This window comes from uncultured Thiothrix sp., assembly GCF_937876535.1.
In the GTDB taxonomy this organism is placed as follows: Bacteria; Pseudomonadota; Gammaproteobacteria; order Thiotrichales; family Thiotrichaceae; genus Thiolinea.
Genome location: NZ_CALFHZ010000015.1, coordinates 58,445 through 83,378, shown reverse-complemented (window position 1 = coordinate 83,378; position 24,934 = coordinate 58,445). Strand labels below are relative to the sequence as shown.

The window sequence follows — 24,934 nt, the reverse complement described above, 5'->3', positions numbered from 1 at the left end:
TCAATGCCAAGCTCCCATTCAAAGCCTTCCACTAAACGTGGAAGGCTTTTTTATTTGTCGATTCTAAAACGAACTGGCTAATTTCCGCTCGTCAGATATACGTCTAAAAATGGTGAATAAACTTGTTCATCAAACATTTTTTAGTCATAATTCGTTCCTCTTCGCAATGGTGGCCTGTATTGGTTCTCTCGCGACGATAGATTGTGAACCCCGTCAGGTCCGGAAGGAAGCAGCGGTAGCAGTTGATTCGGGTGCCGGGATGTGGCTGGTACAGGTTGCCTCCAATCTAATAAACTAGAAAACTCCATGAGCTATCAGGTACTAGCGCGAAAATGGCGGCCGCAAAACTTCCAGCAGATGGTTGGCCAAACTCACGTCCTACGTGCCTTGCTTACTGCACTTGAAGCCAATCGCTTACATCATGCCTATTTATTTACTGGCACTCGAGGTGTTGGTAAAACTACGATTGCGCGAATTTTTGCTAAGTGCCTGAATTGTCAAGTTGGTGTCAGTGCTACGCCCTGTGGCGTTTGCAATAGTTGTATCGAAATAGCCGAAGGTCGTCATGTCGATTTATTAGAAGTAGATGCGGCTTCTCGTACTAAAGTCGAAGATACCCGCGATCTACTCGATAACGTCCAATATGCACCTACACGCGGTCGCTATAAAATCTATTTGATTGATGAAGTACATATGCTTTCTGGGCATAGCTTTAATGCTTTATTAAAGACCCTTGAAGAGCCACCACCTCACGTTAAATTCTTATTAGCAACCACAGATCCACAAAAGCTACCTGTTACAGTCTTGTCACGCTGTCTGCAATTTAATCTCAAGCGTATGCCTTTAGAGATGATTAGCTCGCATCTAGCGCATGTGCTAACTGAGGAGCAGATTGCTTTTACACCATCCTCACTAAAGATCTTAGCTAAAGCAGCAGATGGTTCGATGCGCGATGCCTTGAGCTTAACTGATCAGGCGATTGTCAGCGGCGGTGGGCAAATCAGTGATACCTCAGTACAAGATATGTTGGGTCTTTTGCCTAGCGAGCATCTGCATAAATTATTAGAGGCTTTGGCAACTAATGATGCAGTAGCTTTATTAGCTGCTATTGAGCAGATGGCACAGGTCACCACTGATTTTAATACCGCAACTGATAGCCTAATTGCTTTATTACATCAGTTAGCAGTCGCTCAACTAGTGCCGCAATCGATAGAAAATCCAGCAGAGTTGCCTACAGACCTCTTTTCATCTGCTGACTTACAGCTTTTTTACCAAATGGCTTTATATGGCAAACGGGATTTACCTTTAAATCCTGATCCACGCATGGGCTTTGAAATGATGCTCTTGCGTATGCTAGCCTTTCGTTTGGATGATGGTAAAACATCACCAACAGCAAAAAAAAAACTAATTTCTTCAGCACCTGAGTCACAGAGTAATATTCAACAAGCTACAGTCCCAGTCAGCCTATCTGTAGAAGTGCCTAAAGCAATTCCTGAACCAAAAGTACCCGTTCACACACCTTCAGTCAGTTTAGTTGTACCATCGGTAACCCCTAGCCTAAAGTCAGAGCCTAAAGCTTCTGACAATGACACTTTGCTGAGGGTAATTGAGCTGGCTCAGCCAGAGTCACAGGCTATTCCTAATGATTGGCATACTCTCTTACCAGGTTTGAGTTTGACTGGTATGGCTCAACAATTAGCAGAGCACTGTTTGATTAAAGAAATCGAAGGTAACCAGGTGCGCTTATGGCTGGATAGTAGTGCGAGTAATTTGCAAACCAGCCGTGCAGAAGAACAAATTGCTGTAGCTTTAGCCACTGCTTTAGGTCAAGAAATTAATTTGAGTTTAGAGTTAGTGCCTGAGTTGGCAGATACGCCCGAAAAGCGGCGTTTGCGCGTCACACAAGAGCGGCAGGCAGAAGCTGAACAAGCGATTGAGCAAGATCCAATTGTTATGCAGTTAAAAGAGCGTTTTGGCGCAAGTATTGTGACGGGTTCTATTCGTCCACATACGCCTGAGCAAAAATAGGGTAAAATACCATCCAATTAATGAAAGAAATGAGGATAAAATTATGATGAAAGGTGGCATTGGCAATCTGATGAAGCAAGCGCAGAAAATGCAGGAAAATATGCAGCGCGCCCAGCAAGAGATTGCTCAACTGGAGGTAACGGGTCAAGCAGGTGGCGGTTTAGTCGCTGTAGTGATTACGGGTAGCCATGCGTGCAAGCGGATTACAATTGACCCGTCTTTGTTGGCTGATGATAAAGATATGCTTGAAGATTTAATCACAGCAGCTTTCAATGATGCAATACAACGTTTGGAAGTAGCTACCCGCGAACGCATGACTGATGCTACGGCAGGAATGCAATTACCTGCTGGTTTTAAACTGCCTTTCTAACTGGCTGATGGCCTAGGATGTTGAATGTCCGAATCTTCCTTGCTCAAAGAATTGGTTGATGCCTTGCGATGTTTACCTGGTGTAGGCTCGCGCACTGCGCAGCGTATGGCCTTCCATTTATTAGAACATGATCGTCAGGGTGGTGAACGTTTAGCCAGTGTGATGTCAGCGGCTATGCAACATATTCAGCATTGCCAACGTTGTCGGACTTTAACTGAGCAAGCTGTTTGTCGCCTTTGTAGCAATACTGCAAGGGATAACCGCTTATTATGTGTAGTTGAACATCCTTCTGATGTAGTGGCGATTGAGCAAGCAACGGCTTATCGTGGCTACTATTTTGTCTTGGGCGGCAGATTGTCGCCTTTAGATGGAGTCGGCCCTGAGGATATTGGCTTAGATATTTTAGAGCAACGTATGGATGAGGGTAGTGTACAAGAGCTGATTCTAGCGACTAATCCTACAGTTGAAGGTGAGGTCACTGCACACTACATTAGCGAGCTAGCAGCTAAACGTCAGATTGCGACCAGTCGTATCGCTCATGGGGTACCGATGGGTAGTGAGTTGGAATATGTGGATAGTGGCACCTTGTCACATGCGTTTGAAGGACGGAGAAAATACTAATGACAGCTTGTTTATTTTGTCGGATTCGTGACGGTGAAATCCCTTCAAAAAAAGTCTATGAAGATGAGCAGGTCATTGCTTTCCACGATCTTTACCCGAAAGCACCGCTCCATGTACTAATCGTCCCGCGCAAACATATCGCTACCATCAATGAGCTGGAAGAAAGCGATGCTGAATTAGTTGGGCGTTTGTTTTTAGCAGCAAAAAAGATTGCTGCTGATGCAGGTTATGGCGATGGCTATCGTGTGCTGATGAACTGTGGGGAAAAAGGCGGCCAAGTTATTTTCCATATGCATTTGCATTTAACGGCTGGTTTCAATGACAGCTCACGTGATCACGCTTAGGTCAATCTGTTAGTTTATTAAGCTCTGCCTAGTCGATATAATCCGCTCCAGATAATAAAGGGGCTATTATGAGTTTTTTGACTAGGGGGCTAGTCACTCTGTTGCTAGGTTTAAGCTTAGCGGCTTGTGATGATCAAGCAAAAATACTGAAATTACCTACCTCAACCGATACACATCAAGGTTCAGCGCAACTCGCGCACGCCTCGGAAGTCGCTGTCCCTTTAGCAGCCTTGCAAGCTTATCAGCAGAGCGTTGCAGCAGCCTTACAAGCCAATCCTCCAGTGCTTTTATTGACGGATAAAGAGCTGAGCGATACGGTTAAACAGCAAGCCCAACAGCTAGCAGTGAGTCATTCAGAGGTGCAAAAATATTTGCGTGATCCACAATCGGGAGCTGCATTGCGCAATGAAGTCATGTCAGTGCGTCCGGCGTTACCTGCCGATTTCAACGGTAATGCAGGTACTTGTGCGCAAGGCCAATGCTATCGGGTCGAGATTTATAGTCATTTTGATAATAGCTCCACTTTGGCCTTTGTAGATCCACAGCAGCACAAGGTGCTTGCGGTCAGTCGTCAACATTATGCGCAACCGGATTTGCCACCACGTTTGGTAGAGCTAGCTAAGGCTATTGCTGATGCTGCGCCAGAAGTGAAAGCTGTGCTTGCTGAACAAGCTGGTAAAGTGCAAGCAGGCAAGGCTGAATTTAAAACTGCTTTGAATGATTCACTGTGTGAGCGCTCGCATCATTTATGTGTCGCTCCTACTTATGTATTTGAGCAAGATGCGCTTTGGGCAATTGTCGATTTGACCGAAGGTAAACTCATTGGTACGCGTTGGACGGATTTAGGTGCAAGCGGCCCACGAACCGTTGTCACTGAGCGTAGCTTAGAAAATGAGGCAACTTTTCATAAATACTGCGAGCAAGTAAATCAACTTAAGCAAGATGCTTGGAGTATGGATTATGTGATGACAGGCTCGGATGGTTTGCAACTGGCGAATGTGCGCTATCAAGACAAGCTCGTGCTGAAAAATGTCAAATTGCTAGACTGGCATGTGAGTTATTCCTCGCGAGAAGGCTTTGGCTATAGTGATGCGATTGGTTGCCCTTTATTTAGCTCCGCAGTAGTGATTGCTTATGATGGCCCAAAAACAGAACCTATTGTGCAAGCAGGTGAAACTGTTGGGTTTGCCGTGGTACAAGATTTTCGCCAGCCGCCGTGGCCAACACCCTGTAATTATCGTTATGTACAGCGCTTTGAATTCTACAAAGATGGTCGTTTTCGGGTAGCACAAGCTGATTTTGGGCGTGGTTGTGGTACTGATGGTACTTATCGCCCTGTGGTAAGAATTGACTTGGAGGCGGGTAATGATGGTTTAGATACCGTAGCGGAGTGGAAGAATAATACTTGGTCAGGTATACAAACAGAACAATGGCGTTTACAAGATCAAGCTGAGTTGACTACAGACGGTTATCAATATCGCTTTACCAGTAAAGACGGACAAGGCTATTACCTAGAGCCGGGGCGTGGGCAATTTAAGGATGGCGGACGTGGTGATCATGCGTTTAGTTATCTGAGTGTGTATAAACCAGAGGAAGGTGAACAAGATACGGTGACTTTAGGTTCTTGTTGCAACACTGATTATAAGCAAGGGCCTGAACAGTTTATTGAGCCAGCTGAGTCTTTAGCTAATAAGGATTTAGTGTTGTGGTATGTGCCGCAAATTAAAAATGATGGTAATCCGGGGAGTGAGTATTGTTGGGCAGATACACGGGTTAAAGAAGGCATTCAAAATATTGAGGTCTGGCCCTGTTGGTCAGGCCCCATGTTTGTACCTATCAAGAGGCCGTAGCATGAAGAGATTAATGCTATTGAATTGCTGTGTCTTGATGACTGCTTGCTCTGAACCCGATATGGGGAACTTTACTCCGGGTATGGTTGATACCTGTCGAGCTATGCCGGCCTTTATTAAAAATACCGGTTTGGGAACTCAGGTTGCCATTGATACTCAGCAGCAGGGTTATGTGGGCTTACGTTTAGTGCAGCCGCAAACAGGGCAAACTTGGCAACATCCGACTTGGGATGATGCGGGGCATGTAGGAGCTACCACGCGTGACCAGCAAGGTAATATTTATCTTGCGCCTACACCTGAAGTGAGTTTGGCTGAGAATCCACCCGCGTTACAAAACCGTATTTATCGAGTGGATAGTCAAACAGGCGAAATGCAGGTTTGGTTGGAGCTACCACAGGCTGCTCAGCCTTCAGCAGTTAATCCATTTGGAGTGATGGGCTTATTCTATGACTGTGATACACATAGCCTTTATGCTAGTTCTTTAGCAGGTTCTACACCACAGCAAGCTCAAGGACGTTTGTATCAAATTGATATGGCTACTAAGCAAGTCATTGACCAAATTGAACAAGTGGATGCGATTGGGGTCGGCGTATTCAATGGTGTTCCCCATAAGCGTCTTTACTTTGGTTCCGCGCGTTCGTCAGATGTTTACTCGTTACCCTTAGATGCACAAGGTCACTTTATCAATCAGCCTCGCCACGAATTCGCACTAGCTACTCTACCGAATGGTAATACTACTAGTGCCCGCCGATTTGTCTTTACCAAAGCGGGTAGCTCGTATGCCTTACAGGTTAAGGAGTTGGAGTTTGGTTTTCGGTTGTTGGCGGAAAATAATTTAAGGCGCCGCTCTTATACGTTTAATTATCAAGCAGATAGAGACGAGTGGTTGTTTCAAGGGAGTCAACCTGAAATGGCTCAAGCTAGATAAGTGGTATTTATTGTAATAACTTTGTTCACAAAGTTAATATGATATTAATTGTTTGTGAATTAAATTAACTTAGTCTTGCATCAAGGCTGCTGTGGCAATCTCGACTTTTATTGGTTTAGTCATTTATAAAAATAATAATTAGGGGCTTATAAGGTTTTCTATGTTTAAGGTTTCTAAGCTCAAGCAGCTATCTTGTTTTTTATTTTTGATGCCTAGTCCGCTCTCGGTAGCGTGCGGTTCCAATAACCTAGATGGCACTGCGTGATAAGTTTGTAGGGGCGAGCAAGACTTTAACGATGACTGTGCTGGTTAATAAATAAGTTTTCTAAGCATTCTAGAAAACAAAAATACTTAAAATAAAGGTTTAAGCATGCGCTGGGGTTTGTTATCTACATTCTATGCGATATTGGCAGCCTACCTAATACTGGTTACAGAGGTGCAGGCTGATATTAGTGGCACGGTATTTCGTGATTTTAATGGGAATGGTAGTTTCGATAGTAGTGCTGGCTTTAACGAAGTGGGTGTCGCTGGGGTTGCTATCAAAGCTTTTGATGCTAATGGCACCCAAGCAGGCTCTACTACTTCCACGCTAAATGGGGCTTATAATCTTACTGGCCTAACGGGTGGGCAGGAGTATCGGCTTGAGTTTTCGTGGGCTGAACCTTGGCTATATCCACAAGGTGTCAATCATAGCTCCTTGCAGTTTGTACAAGAGGGTGCTAGCAACACAAATTTGGCTTTAATGAATGCCGAAGACTATACCTCATCGGCTGATCCCTATCTGTTAATACCGCAATATATGGGTGGGGCTTATGATGCTGCCAGCTTTAGTAGTCAACAAAGTGTATTAAGTTTTCGTCATTCCTCTACTTCACAAACCACTATCCCTACTATCAAGGCTAGTTTTGGGCAAACAGGCGCAACTTGGGGAGTGGCTTATCAGCGTAGCAAAAAAACCGCCTATGTTTCTGCAGTGATTCGTCGGCATACAGGGTTAGGACCTTTAGGCACAGGCGGTATCTATAAAATCGATATGAGTGATCCTATTGCTCCTACTACAGGTTCTCTCGATTACATTGATGTAAAAACGATTGGTATTCCTACAGGTGATGATCCGCGGGATGGCACTAGTTGTAATAGTGTAGCGAACGCTTCTGGGCAACCTGCACATGATATTCAGGCCGCGCTCAAGGTAGGTGAAAGCGGCATCGGTGGTATTAGTATGGACAATGACCACGAGCGGTTATGGCTTGTGAATATGTCTGATCGTAAGCTGTATGCTATTCAAAATATTAATCCTAATACAACACCTACCGCTACTGATGTCTTAGGTGGTTATCCGATTAGTTTGCCTGCCGGTTTAACCTGCAATGGGGAACTCAGACCTTGGGCAGTGAAATACCATCACGGCATGGTTTATGTTGGGGCAGTTTGTGATGCGATTTATGGAACAGAGGCTGATTTATTAGGCTTTGTGTTGCGCTTAGACCCTCAAAACCCCACTGCGGGTTTTGCTTTAGAGCATACCTTTGACTTTAAAACTGAACGAGGGCGTTTTAGTGGCAATTGGACTTTTCCCTGGGTACGTGCGCGGCCTAATAGTGCGGAAGTGACGCCTTTGGTCGGGAGTCTTGAGTTTGATCTCGATGGCTCTTTGATGGTGGGGATTATTGATCGTGCTAGTATGCAAATGAGTCCGGAAAATTATAATAGTTTAGATTGTGCGAATACTGATCTCTCTCACTATACGGCCGTAGGTGATGTCATGCGCTTCTGTAGCTCAGCTACAAGTTACATCCAAGATGCGACAGCTGGGTGTAGCACGAATATTCCGAGCAGTGTTTATACACATAATGAATATTACTGGGGGGATAGTTCATCACCCAATAATAAAGATGGTTTTAATGAAACAGCCTTGGGCGGTTTAGCCTTTTTGGCAGGCTCTGGGCGCTTGGTTTCTAATGGTATAGATCCAACTAGTTCAGAAGAGGGTGGGGTTTACTGGTTTGATAATCAAACCGGCGGCGATGTACAACGCTATTATATCTATCAATCAGCTTTCCCACCTTCCGGCCCGCCCGATACAATGGCAAAAACCAATGGTTTGGGGGATATCGAACTCATTTCCGATCCAGCACCTATCGAAGTTGGTAATCGAGTTTGGAAAGATATAGATGCTGATGGTATTCAAGATGCTGGTGAAGCTGGCTTAGATAAGGTTGATGTAGTTCTAACCTGTGGTACCAAGACGGCAACGACCACCACCGCCAATGGTGGCGTGTATGGATTCTCTACGGCTACGAATGCCAGTTTTATGCATACAGGCGATAGCTGTACTCTAAGTGTGGCAGCCAACCAGACAGCTTTAAATGGCTTGAGTATTACGGCAGCAAACAAAGACGGTATTAATGATAACAATCCACTCACTGATCTTCGTGATTCTGATGCAAGCACGGCTGGAGTGATTAGTTTTACAGTTGGAACTGCCGGCGCTAATAATCATAGTTTGGATTTCGGCTATCTACCGGTCATTACTTATAACGCAGTGGCAGGGCCTAATGCACTAAGTTGTGCGAGTGATGTGCGCTTAGCAACTTCAGTGAGTATTAATGGGGATAGTCAAGCAGTTGGGAGTACAGGTGCTAACTATAACAGTTTAGTGACCTTTGATTATGCTAGCTCAGGTATCTTAACTAGTCCATTTAGTAGCGGCAAAGCTGGAGAGGTGGGCGCTGTTTGGGGTCTAGCTTATGATTCAGTGCGCAAGAAAATTTACTCCTCAGCCTTTTTAAAGCGCCATGCTAGCTTTGGCCCCAATGGGCCAGGTGCGATTTATCAAATGGATACACAGTCGCCCACTGCTACACCTAGTTTATTAATTGATTTAAGTGCTAATGGGGTGGATGTCGGCCTTGATCCACGAGTAGCTAGCAGTGGATCAGTTGATGATCCGAATGAATTACCGATTGATGGTACTAAACCTTCTTGGGATCAAGCCGCTTTTGCAGAGGTTGCTAAGGTTTCCATCGGTGACATCGATATGAGCGCTGATGGTAATACGCTGTGGGCAATCAATCTTAAGCAGCGTGAATTGGTTGCAGTCAATCTCACTAATAATACGGTGGTTGCGAAGATAAGCATTCCTAATCCAGGTTGTAGCCAAGGGGATTATCGTCCTTGGGCACTCAAGCTGCATTTAGGTAAGGCTTGGATTGGCACGGTATGCTCTGCTGAGCAATCGCAAGCTGCTGCTGATTTAAAAGCTTATGTACAAGTCTTTGATGGTAGCAGTTTTAGTAATGCCTTCGACTTACCTTTAGATTATGCCAAAGGCAATGTAGGTAATGGCCCAGGGGCAGAAAAATGGCATCCTTGGTTAAACAGCTATCAAACTTTAGCGACTAATCCTAGCTTTGCTATTTACCCTCAACCCATCTTATCCGACATTGAGTTTGATATGGATGGCTCAATGATTCTAGGTTTTATGGATCGAATGGGGCATCAAGTAGCTGGGGGGAATTACACGCCTAATTATCCTGATACCAGTATGGTTATGGGGCAAACGAGTGGGGATATTCTGCGAGTTTGTAATAATAATGGGGTCTATGCTTTAGAAAATAATGCTAGTTGTGTCAGTGGTAGTACTAAAGGCAAGGATAATGGTCAGGGGCCTAATGGGGGTGAGTACTATTGGGGAGAGATGTTTGATTATAACCAATGGAATACTCAGGGTGGTTATCATCAAGAAACTAGTTTTGGTGGTTTAGCCTTTAAAGCGGGTTCAGGTGAGATTGCACTCACGGCAATGAATCCGAGTGCTGACTCTGTGTCTGGAGGGGTTATTTGGTTAGACAATAGCACGGGAGGGCAATCCACTCAGCATACAGGCGGAGTGCAGCTTTATAAGCAAGCCGCTGACAATCCATATTTTGGCAAGGCTGCAGGTATGGGCGATCTTGAAGTCTTTTGTGCCGACCCTTTACCTGACTTAAAGCTAATGAAAACAGTTGATACCACCACTAAAAAGCGGGGTGATACCGTGATATACACTTTAAGTTTGACGAATGAATCCACCGCTGCAGCTACGAATGTGAATGTTAAGGATAGCTTGCCAGCACAATTACAGTATGTGAGCCAAACTGGCGATGGAACTTATGATTCAACAACAGGTGTGTGGACTTTAGGCGACGTGGCAGGGGCTAGCACGAAGCAATTACTAATTAAGGTCACTATTAAATAAACCTTAAGTGACTAGGAAGCTAATAACAACAAGGGTATGAGAATTATGAAAACAATAAAACCATCTAAACGCTTATTACTGACTTTTTGCGCAGTTGGAGTTTTAGCAGCAGCTGATTCTGCTTGGGCTGCTGGTACTTCGATCGTTAACTGTGCGCAAGTCAGTGCGATGACCGAGAGTGATAGTGATTCGACGGTTAATAATGCGGTATGGAGTAACCCCATGTTGGTGGGGGATGCCAAAGAGGATGACGAGGCTTGCGTGGCTTTGACTGTACAGTCTGTCTATGACTTAGGTGATGCCCCAGATACTTATGGTACTTTAGCGGCTAGTGGGGGTGCTCAACATGAAATCATCCCGGGCTTAAAGTTAGGTGCCAATATCGACGAGGAAACCGATGGTCAACCCGATCCTAATGCTGCTTTAGATAGTACGGATGAGGATGGTGTGAATATTCCAGCTTTAACCGATGGTCAAGCCCTGACTTTAAGTGTAAATGCAACCAATACGACGGCTAAAGCTGCGACTTTAGTGTGCTGGATTGACTACAACGGTGATGGTCAGTTTGCAACGGATGGTTCAGAGTCAGGTGCAGTGGCTGTACCGGTTGGTACGAGTGCGGCCGCTTTAGATGTGGTTATGCCACAAGTACCAGCAACTGCGACTGCTAAAACTAAAGGTAGCAGTTATGCTCGTTGCCGTTTAAGTACCGACACCTTGACTGCTTCTACTCCAAAAGGTGTAGCAACCGATGGTGAGGTTGAAGACTATAAAGTTAGTTTTGTGGCTAAACCACAGTTCGACTTAGCCTTAACTAAGAAACCGAAAGTAGGTCAAGCAACTACGGTTAAAGCAGGGGATACAGTCACTTACACAATTGAGATTCTCAATCAAGGAACTGTAGATGCTAAGGGTATTACTATTATTGATTACATCCCTGCCGGTATGACCTTAGATCCAACAGATAAGAATTGGACCGCAGGTGCTGGTAATACAGCTACCTCAACAGTGGCTTTATTAGTTGCTGGTGGAACTACAACTGTCGATATCAAGCTGATTGTTGATAGTAAAGTAGCAGCGGGTACTTTAGAAAATGCTGCAGAGATTAGTTCAGCCCAAGATGATACAGGTGCTGTTGCGACAGATATTGACTCAACACCAGATACTAATCCTGCAAACGAAAAGGGTATCAAGGATGATGTGACTGACAATACCTTTGGTGATGAAGACGATCATGATATTGCTGCAATCACGGTTGCTCCAACGGTTGACCTTGAGTTGACAAAAACTCTAGATAAATCAACAGCACGTCATGGTGACACTGTTAAGTACACCTTAACTGTTTCCAATAAAGGCCCAGATAATGCAACTAACGTAAAAGTTGCAGACGTATTACCAAGCACTTTAACGTATGTGAGTGATGACTCAGCAGGTGCTTTCGATACGGCAACAGGTGTTTGGACTGTGGGTACTCTGAATAATGGTGCGAATAAAGCCCTAGTCATTAATGCTACGGTAAAGTAAGGACTCTTTAACTAAAACTAGGCCGAAGTAGCAAGCTGCTTCGGCTTTTAGGTGAATTTTATTTTGATTTAATTTTTTTGTTTTACTCAGTTTAACGAACATCAATTACAACAAGTGCCAGGGCATTAATGATGAAAATAACAAAGTTCCCTTTAAGCATATCCATACTCAGCTTGCTGGCTGTGCTTTCCAGTGTACAAGCGAGTGAGACTATTACCAACTGTACGCAAGTCATTAAAGCAGATGGTACTGATATTGACTCTACTCCCGGTAATCGCCTTACAGGTACTCCAGTCGAAGATGATGAAGCTTGTATTAAATTATTGATTCCCTTCGACTATGGGGATGCACCTGATCCACTATATCCATCTTTGAATGCAAATAATGGTGCACGCCACCAGTTGGGCACGGGTGTATTTTTAGGGAGCTGTGTGGATAGTGACACGGGTGTTGCGGCTGGTGGTGGCGCTTTGGGTGGCATGGCAACCCAAGATGATCTTAGTGTGGATAGCCCCGCGTATGGTGCTTGTACAGCAGGTGATGATGAAGATGGGGTTACGATTGGGGCTTTGGATGTTGGTGTGACGGGTGTTGCGGTCGATGTAACCGCTAGTGCAACTTGTAAGTTGAATGCATGGATTGACTGGAATGGCGATGGTAATTGGACAGGGCCTGCTGAGAAGGTCTTTACGAATGTACAGTTAAATGCGGGTGCTAATAAACTGAGTGTCGATGTACCTTCCTTTGCTGTAATCGGAGACAGCTATGCACGTTTCCGTTGTTCAACGGCTGGCGATGATGGAATTACAGGAGAGGCTGCTGATGGTGAGGTTGAGGATTACAAAGTTACTATTGGTAAAACCGTTAAAACTCCAGTCAGCTTAGGTAACTATATTTGGTTAGATGGTAATCAGGATGGCCAGCAAACCAAAGGTGAATTTGGTCTAGTGGGTGCAGTGGTCACCTTGATGAAAGCTGATGGTACTGTAGCACGTGACTTGGATGGTTTAGTGGTGGCTGCTCAAACGATTGCAGCAGCAGGTGATTATCGATTCACTAATCTGCCAGAAGGCGATTATATTGTTAAGGTTACTCCACCTGCAGGCTATGTCGTCACTTCTGGTGGTGCTGATGTAGATACGGATACAAGTGATACGGATAATAACTGCGTAGCTAATAATAGTGGCGCACAAACGCTGCCCATTACTTTGGCGGCTGGTACAGAGCCAACGACTGATGGCGATGATGCCAATGGCAATATGACCGCTGATTGTGGTTTCTATCAGTCAAAAACGCCGCTTTACAGTATCGGTAACCAAGTGTGGGTGGATGACGGTGCCGGTGTTTCAACGAATGCGAATAACGGTAAGCGTGACACTGGTGAAGCAGCGGTCATGGATGGCGTGCAAATTGAGTTGCGTGATAGTAAAGGTGCTGTTGTCCAAACGGCTACCACTGCCAATGGCTTCTATTTATTTAGTGGTTTAGCGGCTGGCGATTACCAAGTCTGTTTAACAGCTGCCAATTTTACGGCTAAGTCCTTGTTGTTAGGCTATACCGCAAGCACAGGTGGTAATGAGGCCGATGCTAATCTGAATATCGATAATAATGATAATGGCTCTGATACTACTACAGCTGGTTTATGTTCGAATTTAGTTTCCTTAGGCGACAATGAACCAACGGCTGAATCTCCTACTGCTAGCGGTACGGCGGGTGCTGATGGTGCGGGTACTGATGATAATCGTTCGAACTTAACCGTCGACTTTGGGGTAGTACCACCAAAAGCTGCTCCTTCTTCAGTCAGTGTAGGTGATCTGATTTGGATGGATGGTGATGCGGATGGCGTTCGTGATACGGATGAATTAGGCTTAGCAGGGGCTACGGTCAATCTCTTAACGGCAACAGGGACGATTGCTAAAGACTTAGACGGCAAAGACGTTGTGGCACAAATCACGGGCGCGGATGGTAAATACTTATTTACCCATCTACCGGCGGGTGATTACCAAGTGACCGTCAAGCAACCTACTGGTTATTTCTTAAGTCTAGGTGGGTTGGATGTAGATGACGATACGAACAACTCTGATAGTAACTGTGTCTTGGATAAGACAGGCCTTGCGAAAACGCCAATCTTCAGTTTAGCGGAAGGGACTGAGCCTGATCTATTAATTGATGGTGATGGTACTAACGGTAACTTAACCGCTGATTGCGGCTTCTATCCGAACATGAGTATCGGTGACACCGTTTGGGAAGATAAGAATGCTAATGGAGTCCAAGATGCAGGTGAACCCGGCTTAACTGGTGCGGTTGTTACCCTCACAGGGGCAGATGGTATTTCTGCGGTTTCTGATGTGAATGGTAAGCCAGTTAGCAGTATTACCACGGGAGCGGATGGTAAGTATCAATTTACTAATCTAGTTCCAGGTACTTATAGCGTTAATGTGAAACCTACTGCGGGTTACCATCTCTCACCCGGTGGGGCTGATCCTGATACCAATACCTCGAATGTAGATAGTAACTGTAAAGCGGTCGAAGGTGGTTTCCAAACTTTATCCTTCAAGATTATGAGTTTGGATGGTAAAACGGGCTTAAGTAATAACACGATTGACTGTGGATTCTATCGTTCTGTGGGCTTGGGGAATCGCTTGTGGATCGACTTAAACAATGATGGTAAACAAGATGCAAATGAACCAGGCGTACCGAAAGCTACAGTGAGTTTAGTCGATGTGAATGGTAAGCCAGTCACCGACATCTATGGCAAAGTGGTAGCCCCTCAAATTACGGGCGCTAATGGTGATTACTTCTTCGGTAATTTGCGTGAAGGCGATTATGTACTGCAGGTAACGCCACCTGCTGGTTATAGCTTAACCAAAGGCGGCAGTGATCCTAATGACAATGTGTTAAATGATAGCAATGGTATTACCAAAACAGATGGTACTGTCAGCAGTTTACCGATTAAGTTAACTTGGGGTAGCGAGCCAACGAATGATGGGGATAATGATCCATCGACTAACTTAACCATTGGTTTTGGTTTCGTTGCACCTGAGGGAAGCTTGCAGATTCCTACTTTAAGTCAGTGGGGCTTGGGTATCCTCTCTATGTTACTAACCAGTTTAGCTTTCTGGAGACGCCGCAAGTCTTAAGTCTTAAAGGTTAACTTTAAGCTTCAAAGCCCAGCCTTGTGCTGGGCTTTTGTGTTGGAGCGTGGTTTAGCTAAATTCTAAGTAGTGCCACGCCACTCTTTGCCCGAATCCAGTTTAGAGCCTCTAATACCCCTTTGCGAGTCACTACCCAACGTTCTAATGAATATTTACCCGGAAAATTCATAATAGTCAGGCCAATCAGCATAGTTAAAACGCCTTGACCCGGTAGTACCAACATAGCTACCCCCGCCAACAGCATAAGAAGACCCAATAGATTGCGTACCATAGTGATCGGGCTTAATAACTTGACCTTATGTTTAGTGCCTGTTTGTGTAAAATAATCGACAGGAATTTTGTTAATCAAGATAGGTAGGAGCAACAAAGATAGGACAAACATTAAGAGTGAAATACTGCCGATCCAGTATAAGAGTGTATCGTGTTGTATTAGCCAGTCTGTGATATTGTCTAACATCTATTTTTTCCTTCCCTGTTGTTTAAGGATGCATTGTGACGGATTTTAGTATTGATCAATTAGGCGTGTGTCAGTATCCCAATCCCTTGCATCGTTTACTGAATTTTAGCTATCGGGCTGAACACGAACGCTTATTGTTGCAACCTGAAGTGCACTGCCAAGATAGTGGTTTTGCCTTGCAAACCACAGAGACGCTAGAACTTGCAGGGCCGCGTGAATTACTCTTTTTCGAAGCCAGCAAAACCCGTGCTGCGATTGTCACTTGTGGTGGTTTGTGCCCAGGATTAAATGCAGTGATTCGTGGTCTCGTCATGCAATTATGGCATGTTTATGGCTGTCGAGACATTCTAGGGATTCGCTATGGTTATCATGGCCTTGGTAATCAAGGCAGCGAGCCTTTGGTTTTGAACCCTGATCTTGTCTCCGGTATTAAAGCCAATGGTGGTACCCTGTTAGGCTCTTCGCGTGGTACACCGGCCACACCTGAATTAGTCGATAATCTGCAAAAGCGCAAGATTGATATGCTGTTTGTAATAGGTGGCGATGGTTCTATGCGCGGTGCAGAGGCTTTATGGGACGAAGTGCGGGCGCGTTCTGCCGCTATTTCCATTATTGGTATTCCGAAAACGATTGATAATGATATTCCCTATGTGCGCCGTACCTTTGGCTTTGATACTGCAGTTGCCGAGGCGGTCAAGGCCATCAATGTCGCGAATATCGAAGCTAAGGGAATGCCAAATGGTGTCGGTTTAGTCAAGCTGATGGGGCGGCATGCGGGCTTTATTACGGCGACTGCTTGTGTGGCATCGGGGAATGCAAATTTTTGTTTATTGCCTGAAGTGCCATTTAGTTTAGAAGGCAAAGCAGGTCTATTGGCACTTTTGGAGCAGCGCTTAGCGAATCGTCATCATGCGGTGGTGGTGGTAGCTGAAGGGGCAGGGCAGGATTTAGTCCAAGGTGTCGGTCAAGATGCTTCAGGGAATGCGAAGTTGGGGGATATTGGCTCTTATTTAAAAACACGCATCACTGAGCATTTTAGTAAACTGCCGATGCCATTTGGCTTAAAGTATATCGAGCCGAGTTATCTGATTCGCTCTGCGCCGCCAACCGCATTTGATCAGCTTTATTGTGATCAACTAGCGCGGGCAGCAGTCCATGCAGCGATGGCGGGTAAGGGCGGAATGATGATCGGTGATTGGAATGGGCGACTAACACATGTGCCAATTCGTGCCCTAAGAGGGCAGCGGCGTTGGGTGAATCCCAGTGGTGAGTTGTGGTTTAGTGTGCGCGAGAATACGGGGCAACCACAACTCATGGGCTGAGTTTAAGCGTTAATTAGGGTCAAACAAACAGGGGAGTAGGGGTATGAGTGAAACGATCCAAGGGCATACGCTCGCGTCCGATTATATGCGCCAGCTCAAAAAGGCAAATGAGGATTTAGCTCAGACTGCCAAATATCTCGATCCCCAATCACCGAATTATTTACCCGCCTATATTCAAAATTTAATCACTCTAAAAAACTCTGCTCAGCCCCCCGCTGATATTGAGAAAAAAATCACAACCATGCAGGCGAATTTAGCGGCTTATCAACAACGTGCTGCGAGTGCTCAACAAGTTTTAGCTGACTACCCAGCTAAATTAAAAGCTTTAGCCGCTAGCAATGATTTGTTCCTCGCACCGAGTGATAAGCAAAACGACTATTTATATATGCTCGATGAGGAAAGTAGCCAAGCCAGTTGCATCAATTGGGATGAATTTGCAGCGACTCCACAAAATCTCTTATTCAGTGGGCAATTAGCGGTCTTCAAAGGCAAAGACAATATTGAGCTGACGACTCCTGAACAAACCGATGCGGTGCGTGTTTGGACCAATAATGTAGTGGTGGATGGCTTAATGATTAGCGATCAGCGCAGTTATACCGATGCGCATCGTGATGCGATTCAACTGATTCCACCCGCTTTGGGGCGACGTGAGGGAGATCAATATCTTCGCCTAGCTGATCAAATGGCCGGTACGATCATGGAAAATGTTACCGTACAAAACTGCCAGATCAGTGCTCCCAAGGGGCCTTTACAAGGTATTTTTGCCAGTGACGGGATGCAACGCCAATTGTGCATTCGCGATAATCTGATTGCGACTAAGGGCGCGCATTCAATTTCCTTGGCGGGCGTGCTGGATGGCTGTGAACTGTCCGGCAATGTTTTGCAAGAAGTCGCTGGTGGGGAACTGCCGAAAATCAATCTTTACCCCGCACGGATTGGCGGCAATATCGCAGATGATGGCGTGGTCTGTATTTTAGGCTTTGCCAATGAACCGAAGCAGCGTGCTTTGGATTATGCGCCCATTACCGTGCAAAGCCCGAATCAAGTCAAGCGCGTGGATGGCACGCAAATGGAGGCCTGCATTAATGATATGCGCCGTTCGATTCCTGAAAGCTTTATGCGCTTAGGTGTGGGCTTAACTGAGTTCCGTTACCATGCTTATTTAGCGAGTTATTCGAGCCTGACGCTGGGGCAATACTGCCAATTTGACCCCTTTGGTGCTAAGCAACTCGAAGTCTGGTTACAAACCCGTGTGCAAGAATTCACTCAGGGCCGCCCCGACAATCATCCTTTAGGCGCAGTTGGCGCTGAGCAACAAACGATTGGCGAGAAGTTTTTACAGCCTGCTTTAAAAGTCCTGCAAGCGCGTTCGGCTGAAAATATTCGTTTAGTCGATTTAGATCACTCCCCAATCCGCAGCTTCGCGATGAAACGTTTAGCGATTATGCAGGCTCAAGTGCAACCCTTAGTGCATTTAGGCTTAGCCAATCAACGCCGCGAATTAGTTTTGAAGTTTTTATTAGAAGCGCAGCAACTGAATAATCTAGTGAAAACAGCTTATTTGGATGCAAAGGTCTTGGTTGCTGGTAAAGGGCAAGTCGCTGCTAACTTAGGCTTTAATCTGTTTTTTGACTCTAACAATTACTACACAGCCACGACTAATGCCCAAGGGGAGTTTAGTTTAGGCCAATTGCCGTTAGGCGCTTGTATTGTATTGCCGACTGACCCGAAATGGAGTCTAAGTTTATCGAGCTTGAAGCAGCCTTTAAAACAACCGAACTTAGTTCATGCCTCCAGTGGGTTGGCACAAGGACTGCTGAATGATCTACGTAGAAAAACACCAGTTTTGGATGTTTATCTGAAAAGCTTTCCTGCGCAAGAGCCAAATTTCTCAAAGAAATTAGCCGCTTATTTGTATACTTGGAATATCATAAATAATGCAATGATTTCTGAGACGGTGCGGCGGGATTGCTTAGGTTTGTTGGGTGTTTTAGCGAGTCAGGCAGAAGTGAATCGGCGGGTGTTGACGCTTGCAGTTACAAAGGTTTCAGCTTATTAGCAAAAAAATTTAACCATAGAGCAGTGCCAGCCTTTTCTGATTATATAGGCAAGTACGTTTTGTTGACTTGTTGCACAGTGAGAGCTGTGACACTCCAATGAGTCAATACTTGAACTACGAGTTTTCGTAGAAGTTCGAGTTCGGTACTGTCCTCAATCGTATCAGTGAGAAGCCATCTTGGCCTATAAGATGTTAGCAAAACTTTAAAGTGAAAATGCTTCGGTTCTTCGGTGAAGAGAGCAATTTCCAGCTTGACCAAACCTGCTTTAAACCACACACACCAGCCCCAATCTTCTTGACACGATTGAAGTTTAGCGGCGTAGTGGCCTCGAAGTACGGGTAACAATTGATCTAGTACCACGTCTCCACCGATGCAGCTGTCGTTGATGTATTGCCGAAAGTCTACGATTTCAACCAGCTTTGTGAAAGTCAAAATGTACGGCATATCTGGCCTAAAAGTGTATTAGGTCAGAGTTGTAATTTAGTATTTTCACTACCGCTTAAACCGTAGCCCCTCTGGATAAGGAAACACATCCTCATAAATACCATTGAGGATATTATCTTTCTTCTTCTGCCAATACGCCGCGCTGAGGAGGTCTTTATGATATTTCATAAAGATTTTGCGAATCTTCGGATTGGTTAACAGGAAAGTACCAAACTCTTCAGGGAAGACATCATTCGGTTCAATCGAATACCAAGGTTCAGAGCTAAATTCATCTTCAGGGAAGCGTGGCGGTGGAATTTTACGGAAATTACATTCCGTCATATAACTAATTTCATCGTAATCATAAAAGACTACCCGCCCTAACTGAGTGACACCAAAGTTTTTATATAAGAAATCACCGGGAAAGATATTCGCAGCGGCTAATTGCTTAATCGCATTGCCATAGTCCCGAATAACGCGCTCTAATTGTGATTCGGTAGCGGTTTCTAAATACATATTCAGCGGAATCATCCGACGCTCAATATAGAGATGCTTAAAGATCACTTTGCCGTCAACAATAGCCATACTACTAGCGCAAGTATCTAAAAGCTCCTGTAATAAATCAGGATGAATTCGATCTTGTGGAATAGACACGTCGGAGTATTCCAGCATATCTGCCATGCGCCCAACCCGATCATGACGTTTAACCAGCTGATATTTTTCAGCAACCACTTTACGAGTAAATTCTTTTTGTGGGGCAAATTTATCTTTAATAATTTTGAATACATAGCGGTACGAGGGCAGGGTAAATACCATCATCACCATCCCGCGAATCCCGGGTGCAATCACAAATTTATCACTGGAATGGCGCATGTGATGTAGGTAATGCCGATAGAAATCGGATTTGCCTTGTTTATGTAAGCCAATCGAGGAATACAGTTCTGAACGGGTACGCTCAGGGAGAATCTTTTGTAAAAAATCTACAATTGCTGAGGGTACTTGGTGCTCAATCATGAAATAGGCTTGTGAATAACTAAATACAACCGACAGCTGCTTTTCACCAATCAGCAAAGTATCAATATACAGTTGGCCTTGTTCATTATTTAGAACGGCTAAGGCAAAGCCTTCATCTTCGCGTCCATTGATATAGTGGCCGACCAGATAAGCGGCTTTATTTCGAAAGAAGGGGCTACAAATCACACTGAGCTGAAAGTTTAGATGCGTTTTGCGCGCTAGTTTGCCACGAAAACGTTTCACAATTGCTTTACGAATACTGCGCATATCACGCTCAAGATCTTCAAAAGGTGCGGTGAAGCCCGCTTGTTGAATCACTTGATGAATGGCTGCCATTAAACCACTCTCATTCGGGTAATAGCACTGATAGCTCACCCGCTCCGAATCAGTGGATTCAATATAATCGGTAGAAATCGCATTACGGATAAAAATGAATTCATTGGTGTAATAAATACGATCAAATTGATGGCAGAACACCGAGTTATAGAAAGTTTCTGCGAGTTCAGGTTGCTGATGATAGGACAGCAAATGTATGTAGCAGAGTTTGGTATCTTTCCAAAGCTCTGTATCTAGCTCTGCAATACCATACAGCTCGCGTACTTTAGTAATAGTTTCTCTAATGCGTTGATCATAAAGCGTAATCCGTTCGCGTGAAGAAGCATGTACCGCATGCCAGTCAGCTTGCTCAAAGCGTTCGCGCGCACCAGAGGTAATTTGTTGAAAAATACTAAAGTGGCGATTAAAGCCTTCAAGAATGGTAGTGGCGATATTGCGGCTGAGACCGGTAGATGCTTCCATAATGCCTGCCCTAAATAGATTGCCAGGAATGGTATAGCAGCACCATGTGCGCCGCAACAATTACTCATTAGTAAGCATTTAACAGGAACTTGCTTGGTTTTGGTGCGTTTTGTCGACAAATTCGGGGTAATTAAGCTTGTTTTAGGAGGTAAATGAATCAATTGTCGACAATAGTGGGTTGTATGTATACTATTGCGCAGCAGAAATAACTCATCAATGTCTTCAGTTATTACCACCTAAGGAGGAACTTTAATGAGCAAAAAAATCGAAATTACCGAATTACTAGGCGATGGTATTGGGCCAGAAATCGCCGCATCGATTCATCAAGTAGCTGAAGCTTTACCAGCCGATATTAGTTTCAAGCCAGTGGACTGGTCTGTAGCCACTCGCGAAGCGAAAGGTATGGCAGCGATTGATGAAGCTGAAGAGTCCATGCGTGCGACTAAATTAGCTTTAAAGTATCCGACTGAAACCCGTACTCGTAGCCCGAATGCTTTAATTCGCCGCCGCTTAAATTTCAGCGTTATTTATCGGCCAGTGATTTCCATTAAAGGTATCAATTCCAACTTTAAGGAAAACGTCAATCTGCACATTATTCGTGTGGCAACCGGCGGGACTTATGATGATCCAGGTCAACGCATTGGTTTAGATAGCGCAATCTCTGTACGCATGGTTGAGACCCGTCCTTGTATGCAAGCCGCCCATTTTGCGTTTGAATTAGCCCGTAAGAAAGGCCAAACCTATGGTGGGCGCAACTACAAAGTGACTTCTTCTTCTAAACATACCATCCAGAAAGTGACTGATGGTCTGTTTGAGGAAATTGTGAAAAAAGTCAGTGTTGATTACGCAGATGTGCCCCACAATGTTGAATTGTTTGATGCACTGCTCGCGAAAATCATCATGAAGCCCCAAGACTATGAAGTAATCGTCACTCTGAACGAGTACGGTGATTTCTTATCCGATATGGCCAGTGGTCTAGTGGGTAGCTTAGGTACTGGTGCGAGCGGTAACTACTCTTTCAATGATGACTATAGCGTTGACATTGCCATGTTCGACCCTGCAGGCGGTACTGCGCCCGATATCGCTGGCAAAAATGTTGCGAATCCATCTGCAGTTTTATTAGCCTTCGGTATGTTATTAGATCATGTGGATCGCTATGACTTAGGCCATGCTTTACGTTTAGGTTTATTAAGCGCGATTGAAGCGGGCGAATGTACCCGTGATCTGAAAGGTAAGTTGAATACGGATGAATTCACCCAAGTCGTGATTGATCGGATGAAGTCTTTCTTGTAGTCCTTGGATTTGTCTTAGATACAGAATAAACGCACCCTAGAGGTGCGTTTGTTTTTTATTCACTGTCTAAACTATAAGGCAAAGTTAATAAACGCACCTTTGCGCCTGCTAAATTCAAGGCTTGTTCGGTAGCAGCAATTTTTAGAACTGCCAAAGCTTCAATATGATCACCGCTAGGGCTAAGCACTGAATTTAAAACTTCGCCTGCTTCTTCACCATCCCTGTCTTGGATTTTGGCACCGACGGCTGGTTGATGCACATCCTCAATGGCTACTCGATACATTTGCCGTTTGTTTTTGCCTAAATACTTTAAACGCGCAACGATTTCTTGACCGGGGAAGCAACCTTTCTTAAAGCTAATTCCATCGATCAGATGTAGATTAATCATCTGTGGAACCCAAGCCTCCATGCTGGCGGCAGTCACTTTGGGGATGCCTGCTTCAATATCAAAATAATCCCAAGCTGCGGGGCCAACTGCAGCGGCATGGACACTCAAGCGATTCCACAATTGGCATGCATCCTCTAATTCGCCATAAATCTCAAAGCGAGGCACACTAGCGGCTTGACGCACAATCGTTAGATTACCCAGTTGTACCACCTCTAGATTCTGCTCTGGGAACTTACCCAGTACTGTTTTTAAGCGCTGTTCGCCTTGAGGGTCAGCATAGCCAAAATGCACCACGCTTTCGCTTGCATCTTCTAAAGCTACTTTGGAGCGCATCACAAACATACGTAAACGTTTGAGTACTGCTTCTAAAATATCGCTAGAGAGGGCTAAGTAATAAACTCCTTGGCGCTGCATAATCTGGAAGGTAGTATACGCGCGGCCTTTCGGTGAGCTATAGGAGCTGAGCTGCGCGCGCGACTCAGTGACTTGGTTAATATCATTACTCAGTTGGCCTTGCAGAAAAGAAGTTGCATCAGAGCCGGTAACGCTAATCAAGCCTTGGTGGGAAAGATCACACAGCACAGCACCTTGTGGGGGGATGCGGCGTTCACGTTCGGGATTGCCGAAGTGTAAGAGAGTAGAGCCGTCGAATTCGGCACCTTGTTCAATCAGAAAGCTTTTCCATTCTGGCTTCATGCACGCGTCCTCTCATTATTGTTAATGCTTAAAACGGTAGCGCGGCTAGCAGAAAATGTCGAGAACTCCCTGATCGCACAAGGGATCAGGGAGTGACAACTTAACTCAACTATTGAGTTTTAGCAGGTTCAGCAGCAGCGGCTGGGGCTGCTTCTTTAGTTTCTTCTTTAGGTGCTTCAGCGGCGGCTGGTTTAGCCTCCTCTTTCAATAAAACTTTCACATCGGCTTTAGCACGTAAATCCTTCATATAAGCCATCATCTTTTCTTGCTCAATTTGACGTTTGAGCTGTGGCTTCATATTTTCTAACTCAGGCAGCTTCACATCACGTTTTTCTTCCAATTTGATGACATGCCAACCGAATTGAGTTTCAACTGGCTCAGTGCTAGTTTGACCAGGCTGCATGGCAGCAACTGCTTCAGCAAAAGGTTTTACCATGCTGTCAGTTTTGAACCAGCCTAAATCGCCACCCATTTGCGCGGATGTATCAGTGGATTTCGCTTTAGCTAAATCAGCGAAGTCTTTGCCCGCTTTCAGCTCGTCAATCACAGCTTTCGCTTCGTCTTTAGTTTTTACTAGGATATGACGTGCTTTATATTCGCTTTTAGACATTTGCGAAGTGGCTTTGTCATAGGCAGCTTTCAGCTCATCATCAGTGATGTTTAAAGCAGCCGCTTTTTCTTGCATCCAAGTATTCAGCACTAATTTGTCTTTGAAGTTATTCAATTTTTCTTGAACATCTTCACGCTCAGCTAAACCAGATTTGTTCGCTTCTTGGCGAGCCAGCTCAGTGACGACTAAATCTTCAAGCATCGTTTTTTCGTCAACTTGGTCGCCAGCACCTGAACGCTTGGCCATATCCATTAAGGTGTTGAGCGTATCACGCTTAATATCAACACCATTTACAATCGCAATAATTTCATCTGAACCTGCTGGTTTAGCTTCAGTTGTTGCAGGAGCAGCCGCAGGAGTAGTAGCAGGTGCTGCCGTTGTAGCGGCGGCAGCTGGTTTAGCATCTTCTGCATTGACTGTATTCAGACCCAGCACCAGCCCAATTAAACTACTTGCGATTAATGTGTTAGTTATGATTCGCATCTTTATCAATTTCCTTAAACAATAGGCTCTTATGGTAAAACTTTTTTAAAGGGTTTTACGCTTACCTGTTGGTAAACGCCCGCAGCCACGTAAGGGTCAGTATCGGCCCAAGTTTGGGCTGCGGTTAATGATTCAAATTCAGCAATAATGATACTGCCTGTAAAACCTGCCTCACCCGGATCATTACTATCAATTGCAGGATTAGGGCCTGCAAGGATTAAACGTCCTTGTGCTTGTAAAGCTTGTAGGCGCTCAAGATGGGCAGCGCGTGCGGCTAAACGTTTCGCTAAGCTTTGCGGATAATCTTCGCCAATAATCACATATAACATT

The 24,934-nt window shown here is 44.9% G+C and carries 17 protein-coding genes and 1 other RNA gene; 13 read left to right on the top strand and 5 right to left on the bottom strand.

Annotated elements, in window-relative coordinates; genetic code table 11:
• Positions 1–177 precede the first annotated feature (177 nt).
• The 10 genes from ffs (at position 178) to Q0230_RS08520 (ending at position 15,045) form a co-directional block, all read left to right on the top strand.
• An RNA gene (gene ffs / locus Q0230_RS08565) (signal recognition particle sRNA small type) lies at positions 178–274 on the top strand.
• Positions 275–306: 32 nt separating this feature from the next.
• Positions 307–2,028, top strand: a complete 1,722-nt coding sequence (gene dnaX / locus Q0230_RS08560) for a DNA polymerase III subunit gamma/tau (RefSeq protein ID WP_298609498.1) — start codon at positions 307–309, stop codon at positions 2,026–2,028.
• A gap of 43 nt (positions 2,029–2,071) precedes the next feature.
• A complete protein-coding gene (locus tag Q0230_RS08555) occupies positions 2,072–2,398 on the top strand; it encodes a YbaB/EbfC family nucleoid-associated protein (RefSeq protein WP_298609497.1) in 327 nt (108 codons plus the stop codon).
• A gap of 24 nt (positions 2,399–2,422) precedes the next feature.
• Positions 2,423–3,019: a recombination mediator RecR gene (recR, locus tag Q0230_RS08550; protein WP_298609496.1), complete on the top strand. Its 597-nt coding sequence runs from the start codon at positions 2,423–2,425 to the stop codon at positions 3,017–3,019.
• Positions 3,019–3,363 (top strand): histidine triad nucleotide-binding protein, encoded by a 345-nt coding sequence (locus Q0230_RS08545; protein WP_298609495.1) that lies wholly within the window; start codon positions 3,019–3,021, stop codon positions 3,361–3,363. Before recR ends, Q0230_RS08545 begins: the two co-directional genes overlap by 1 nt.
• Before the next feature lie 68 nt (positions 3,364–3,431).
• Positions 3,432–5,213 (top strand): hypothetical protein, encoded by a 1,782-nt coding sequence (locus tag Q0230_RS08540; protein ID WP_298609493.1) that lies wholly within the window; start codon positions 3,432–3,434, stop codon positions 5,211–5,213.
• Position 5,214: 1 nt separating this feature from the next.
• Positions 5,215–6,141, top strand: a complete 927-nt coding sequence (locus Q0230_RS08535; RefSeq protein ID WP_298609492.1) for a hypothetical protein — start codon at positions 5,215–5,217, stop codon at positions 6,139–6,141.
• Between the two features lie 436 nt (positions 6,142–6,577).
• Positions 6,578–10,381, top strand: a complete 3,804-nt coding sequence (locus Q0230_RS08530; protein WP_298609489.1) for an SdrD B-like domain-containing protein — start codon at positions 6,578–6,580, stop codon at positions 10,379–10,381.
• Positions 10,382–10,426: 45 nt separating this feature from the next.
• Positions 10,427–11,905 carry a DUF11 domain-containing protein gene (locus Q0230_RS08525; protein ID WP_298609488.1) on the top strand — a complete coding sequence of 493 codons (1,479 nt, stop codon included), beginning with the start codon at positions 10,427–10,429 and terminating at the stop codon, positions 11,903–11,905.
• A 128-nt stretch (positions 11,906–12,033) separates the two neighbouring features.
• The gene (locus Q0230_RS08520) at positions 12,034–15,045 is read left to right on the top strand and encodes an IPTL-CTERM sorting domain-containing protein (RefSeq protein WP_298609487.1); all 3,012 of its coding nucleotides are present in this window, start codon (positions 12,034–12,036) and stop codon (positions 15,043–15,045) included.
• A 70-nt stretch (positions 15,046–15,115) separates the two neighbouring features.
• On the opposite strand, the gene Q0230_RS08515 is transcribed toward Q0230_RS08520, so the two are convergent.
• On the bottom strand, positions 15,116–15,517 hold the full coding sequence (locus Q0230_RS08515) for a PGPGW domain-containing protein (protein ID WP_298609485.1): 402 nt from the start codon (positions 15,515–15,517) through the stop codon (positions 15,116–15,118).
• Positions 15,518–15,552: 35 nt separating this feature from the next.
• On the opposite strand from Q0230_RS08515, the gene Q0230_RS08510 reads away from it, so the two are divergent.
• Positions 15,553–16,839, top strand: coding sequence for an ATP-dependent 6-phosphofructokinase (locus Q0230_RS08510; RefSeq protein WP_298609483.1), 1,287 nt, complete (start codon positions 15,553–15,555; stop codon positions 16,837–16,839).
• 43 nt (positions 16,840–16,882) lie between these two features.
• Complete coding sequence (locus Q0230_RS08505; RefSeq protein WP_298609482.1) at positions 16,883–18,898, top strand: hypothetical protein; 2,016 nt, start codon at positions 16,883–16,885, stop codon at positions 18,896–18,898.
• A 493-nt stretch (positions 18,899–19,391) separates the two neighbouring features.
• Here Q0230_RS08505 and aceK read toward each other — a convergent pair whose 3' ends face one another.
• Entirely contained in the window at positions 19,392–21,134 is a 1,743-nt protein-coding gene (gene aceK / locus Q0230_RS08500) for a bifunctional isocitrate dehydrogenase kinase/phosphatase (protein ID WP_298609481.1), read from the bottom strand.
• 252 nt (positions 21,135–21,386) lie between these two features.
• On the opposite strand from aceK, the gene Q0230_RS08495 reads away from it, so the two are divergent.
• On the top strand, positions 21,387–22,427 hold the full coding sequence (locus Q0230_RS08495; protein WP_298609479.1) for an isocitrate/isopropylmalate family dehydrogenase: 1,041 nt from the start codon (positions 21,387–21,389) through the stop codon (positions 22,425–22,427).
• Between the two features lie 55 nt (positions 22,428–22,482).
• Here Q0230_RS08495 and Q0230_RS08490 read toward each other — a convergent pair whose 3' ends face one another.
• From Q0230_RS08490 to Q0230_RS08480, 3 genes are all read right to left on the bottom strand, one after another.
• Positions 22,483–23,511 carry a folate-binding protein gene (locus Q0230_RS08490; protein ID WP_298609478.1) on the bottom strand — a complete coding sequence of 343 codons (1,029 nt, stop codon included), beginning with the start codon at positions 23,509–23,511 and terminating at the stop codon, positions 22,483–22,485.
• A gap of 109 nt (positions 23,512–23,620) precedes the next feature.
• Positions 23,621–24,604: a peptidylprolyl isomerase gene (locus tag Q0230_RS08485; protein ID WP_298609476.1), complete on the bottom strand. Its 984-nt coding sequence runs from the start codon at positions 24,602–24,604 to the stop codon at positions 23,621–23,623.
• Between the two features lie 29 nt (positions 24,605–24,633).
• Entirely contained in the window at positions 24,634–24,933 is a 300-nt protein-coding gene (locus tag Q0230_RS08480; protein ID WP_298609475.1) for a YciI family protein, read from the bottom strand.
• Between the last annotated feature and the right edge of the window lies 1 nt (position 24,934).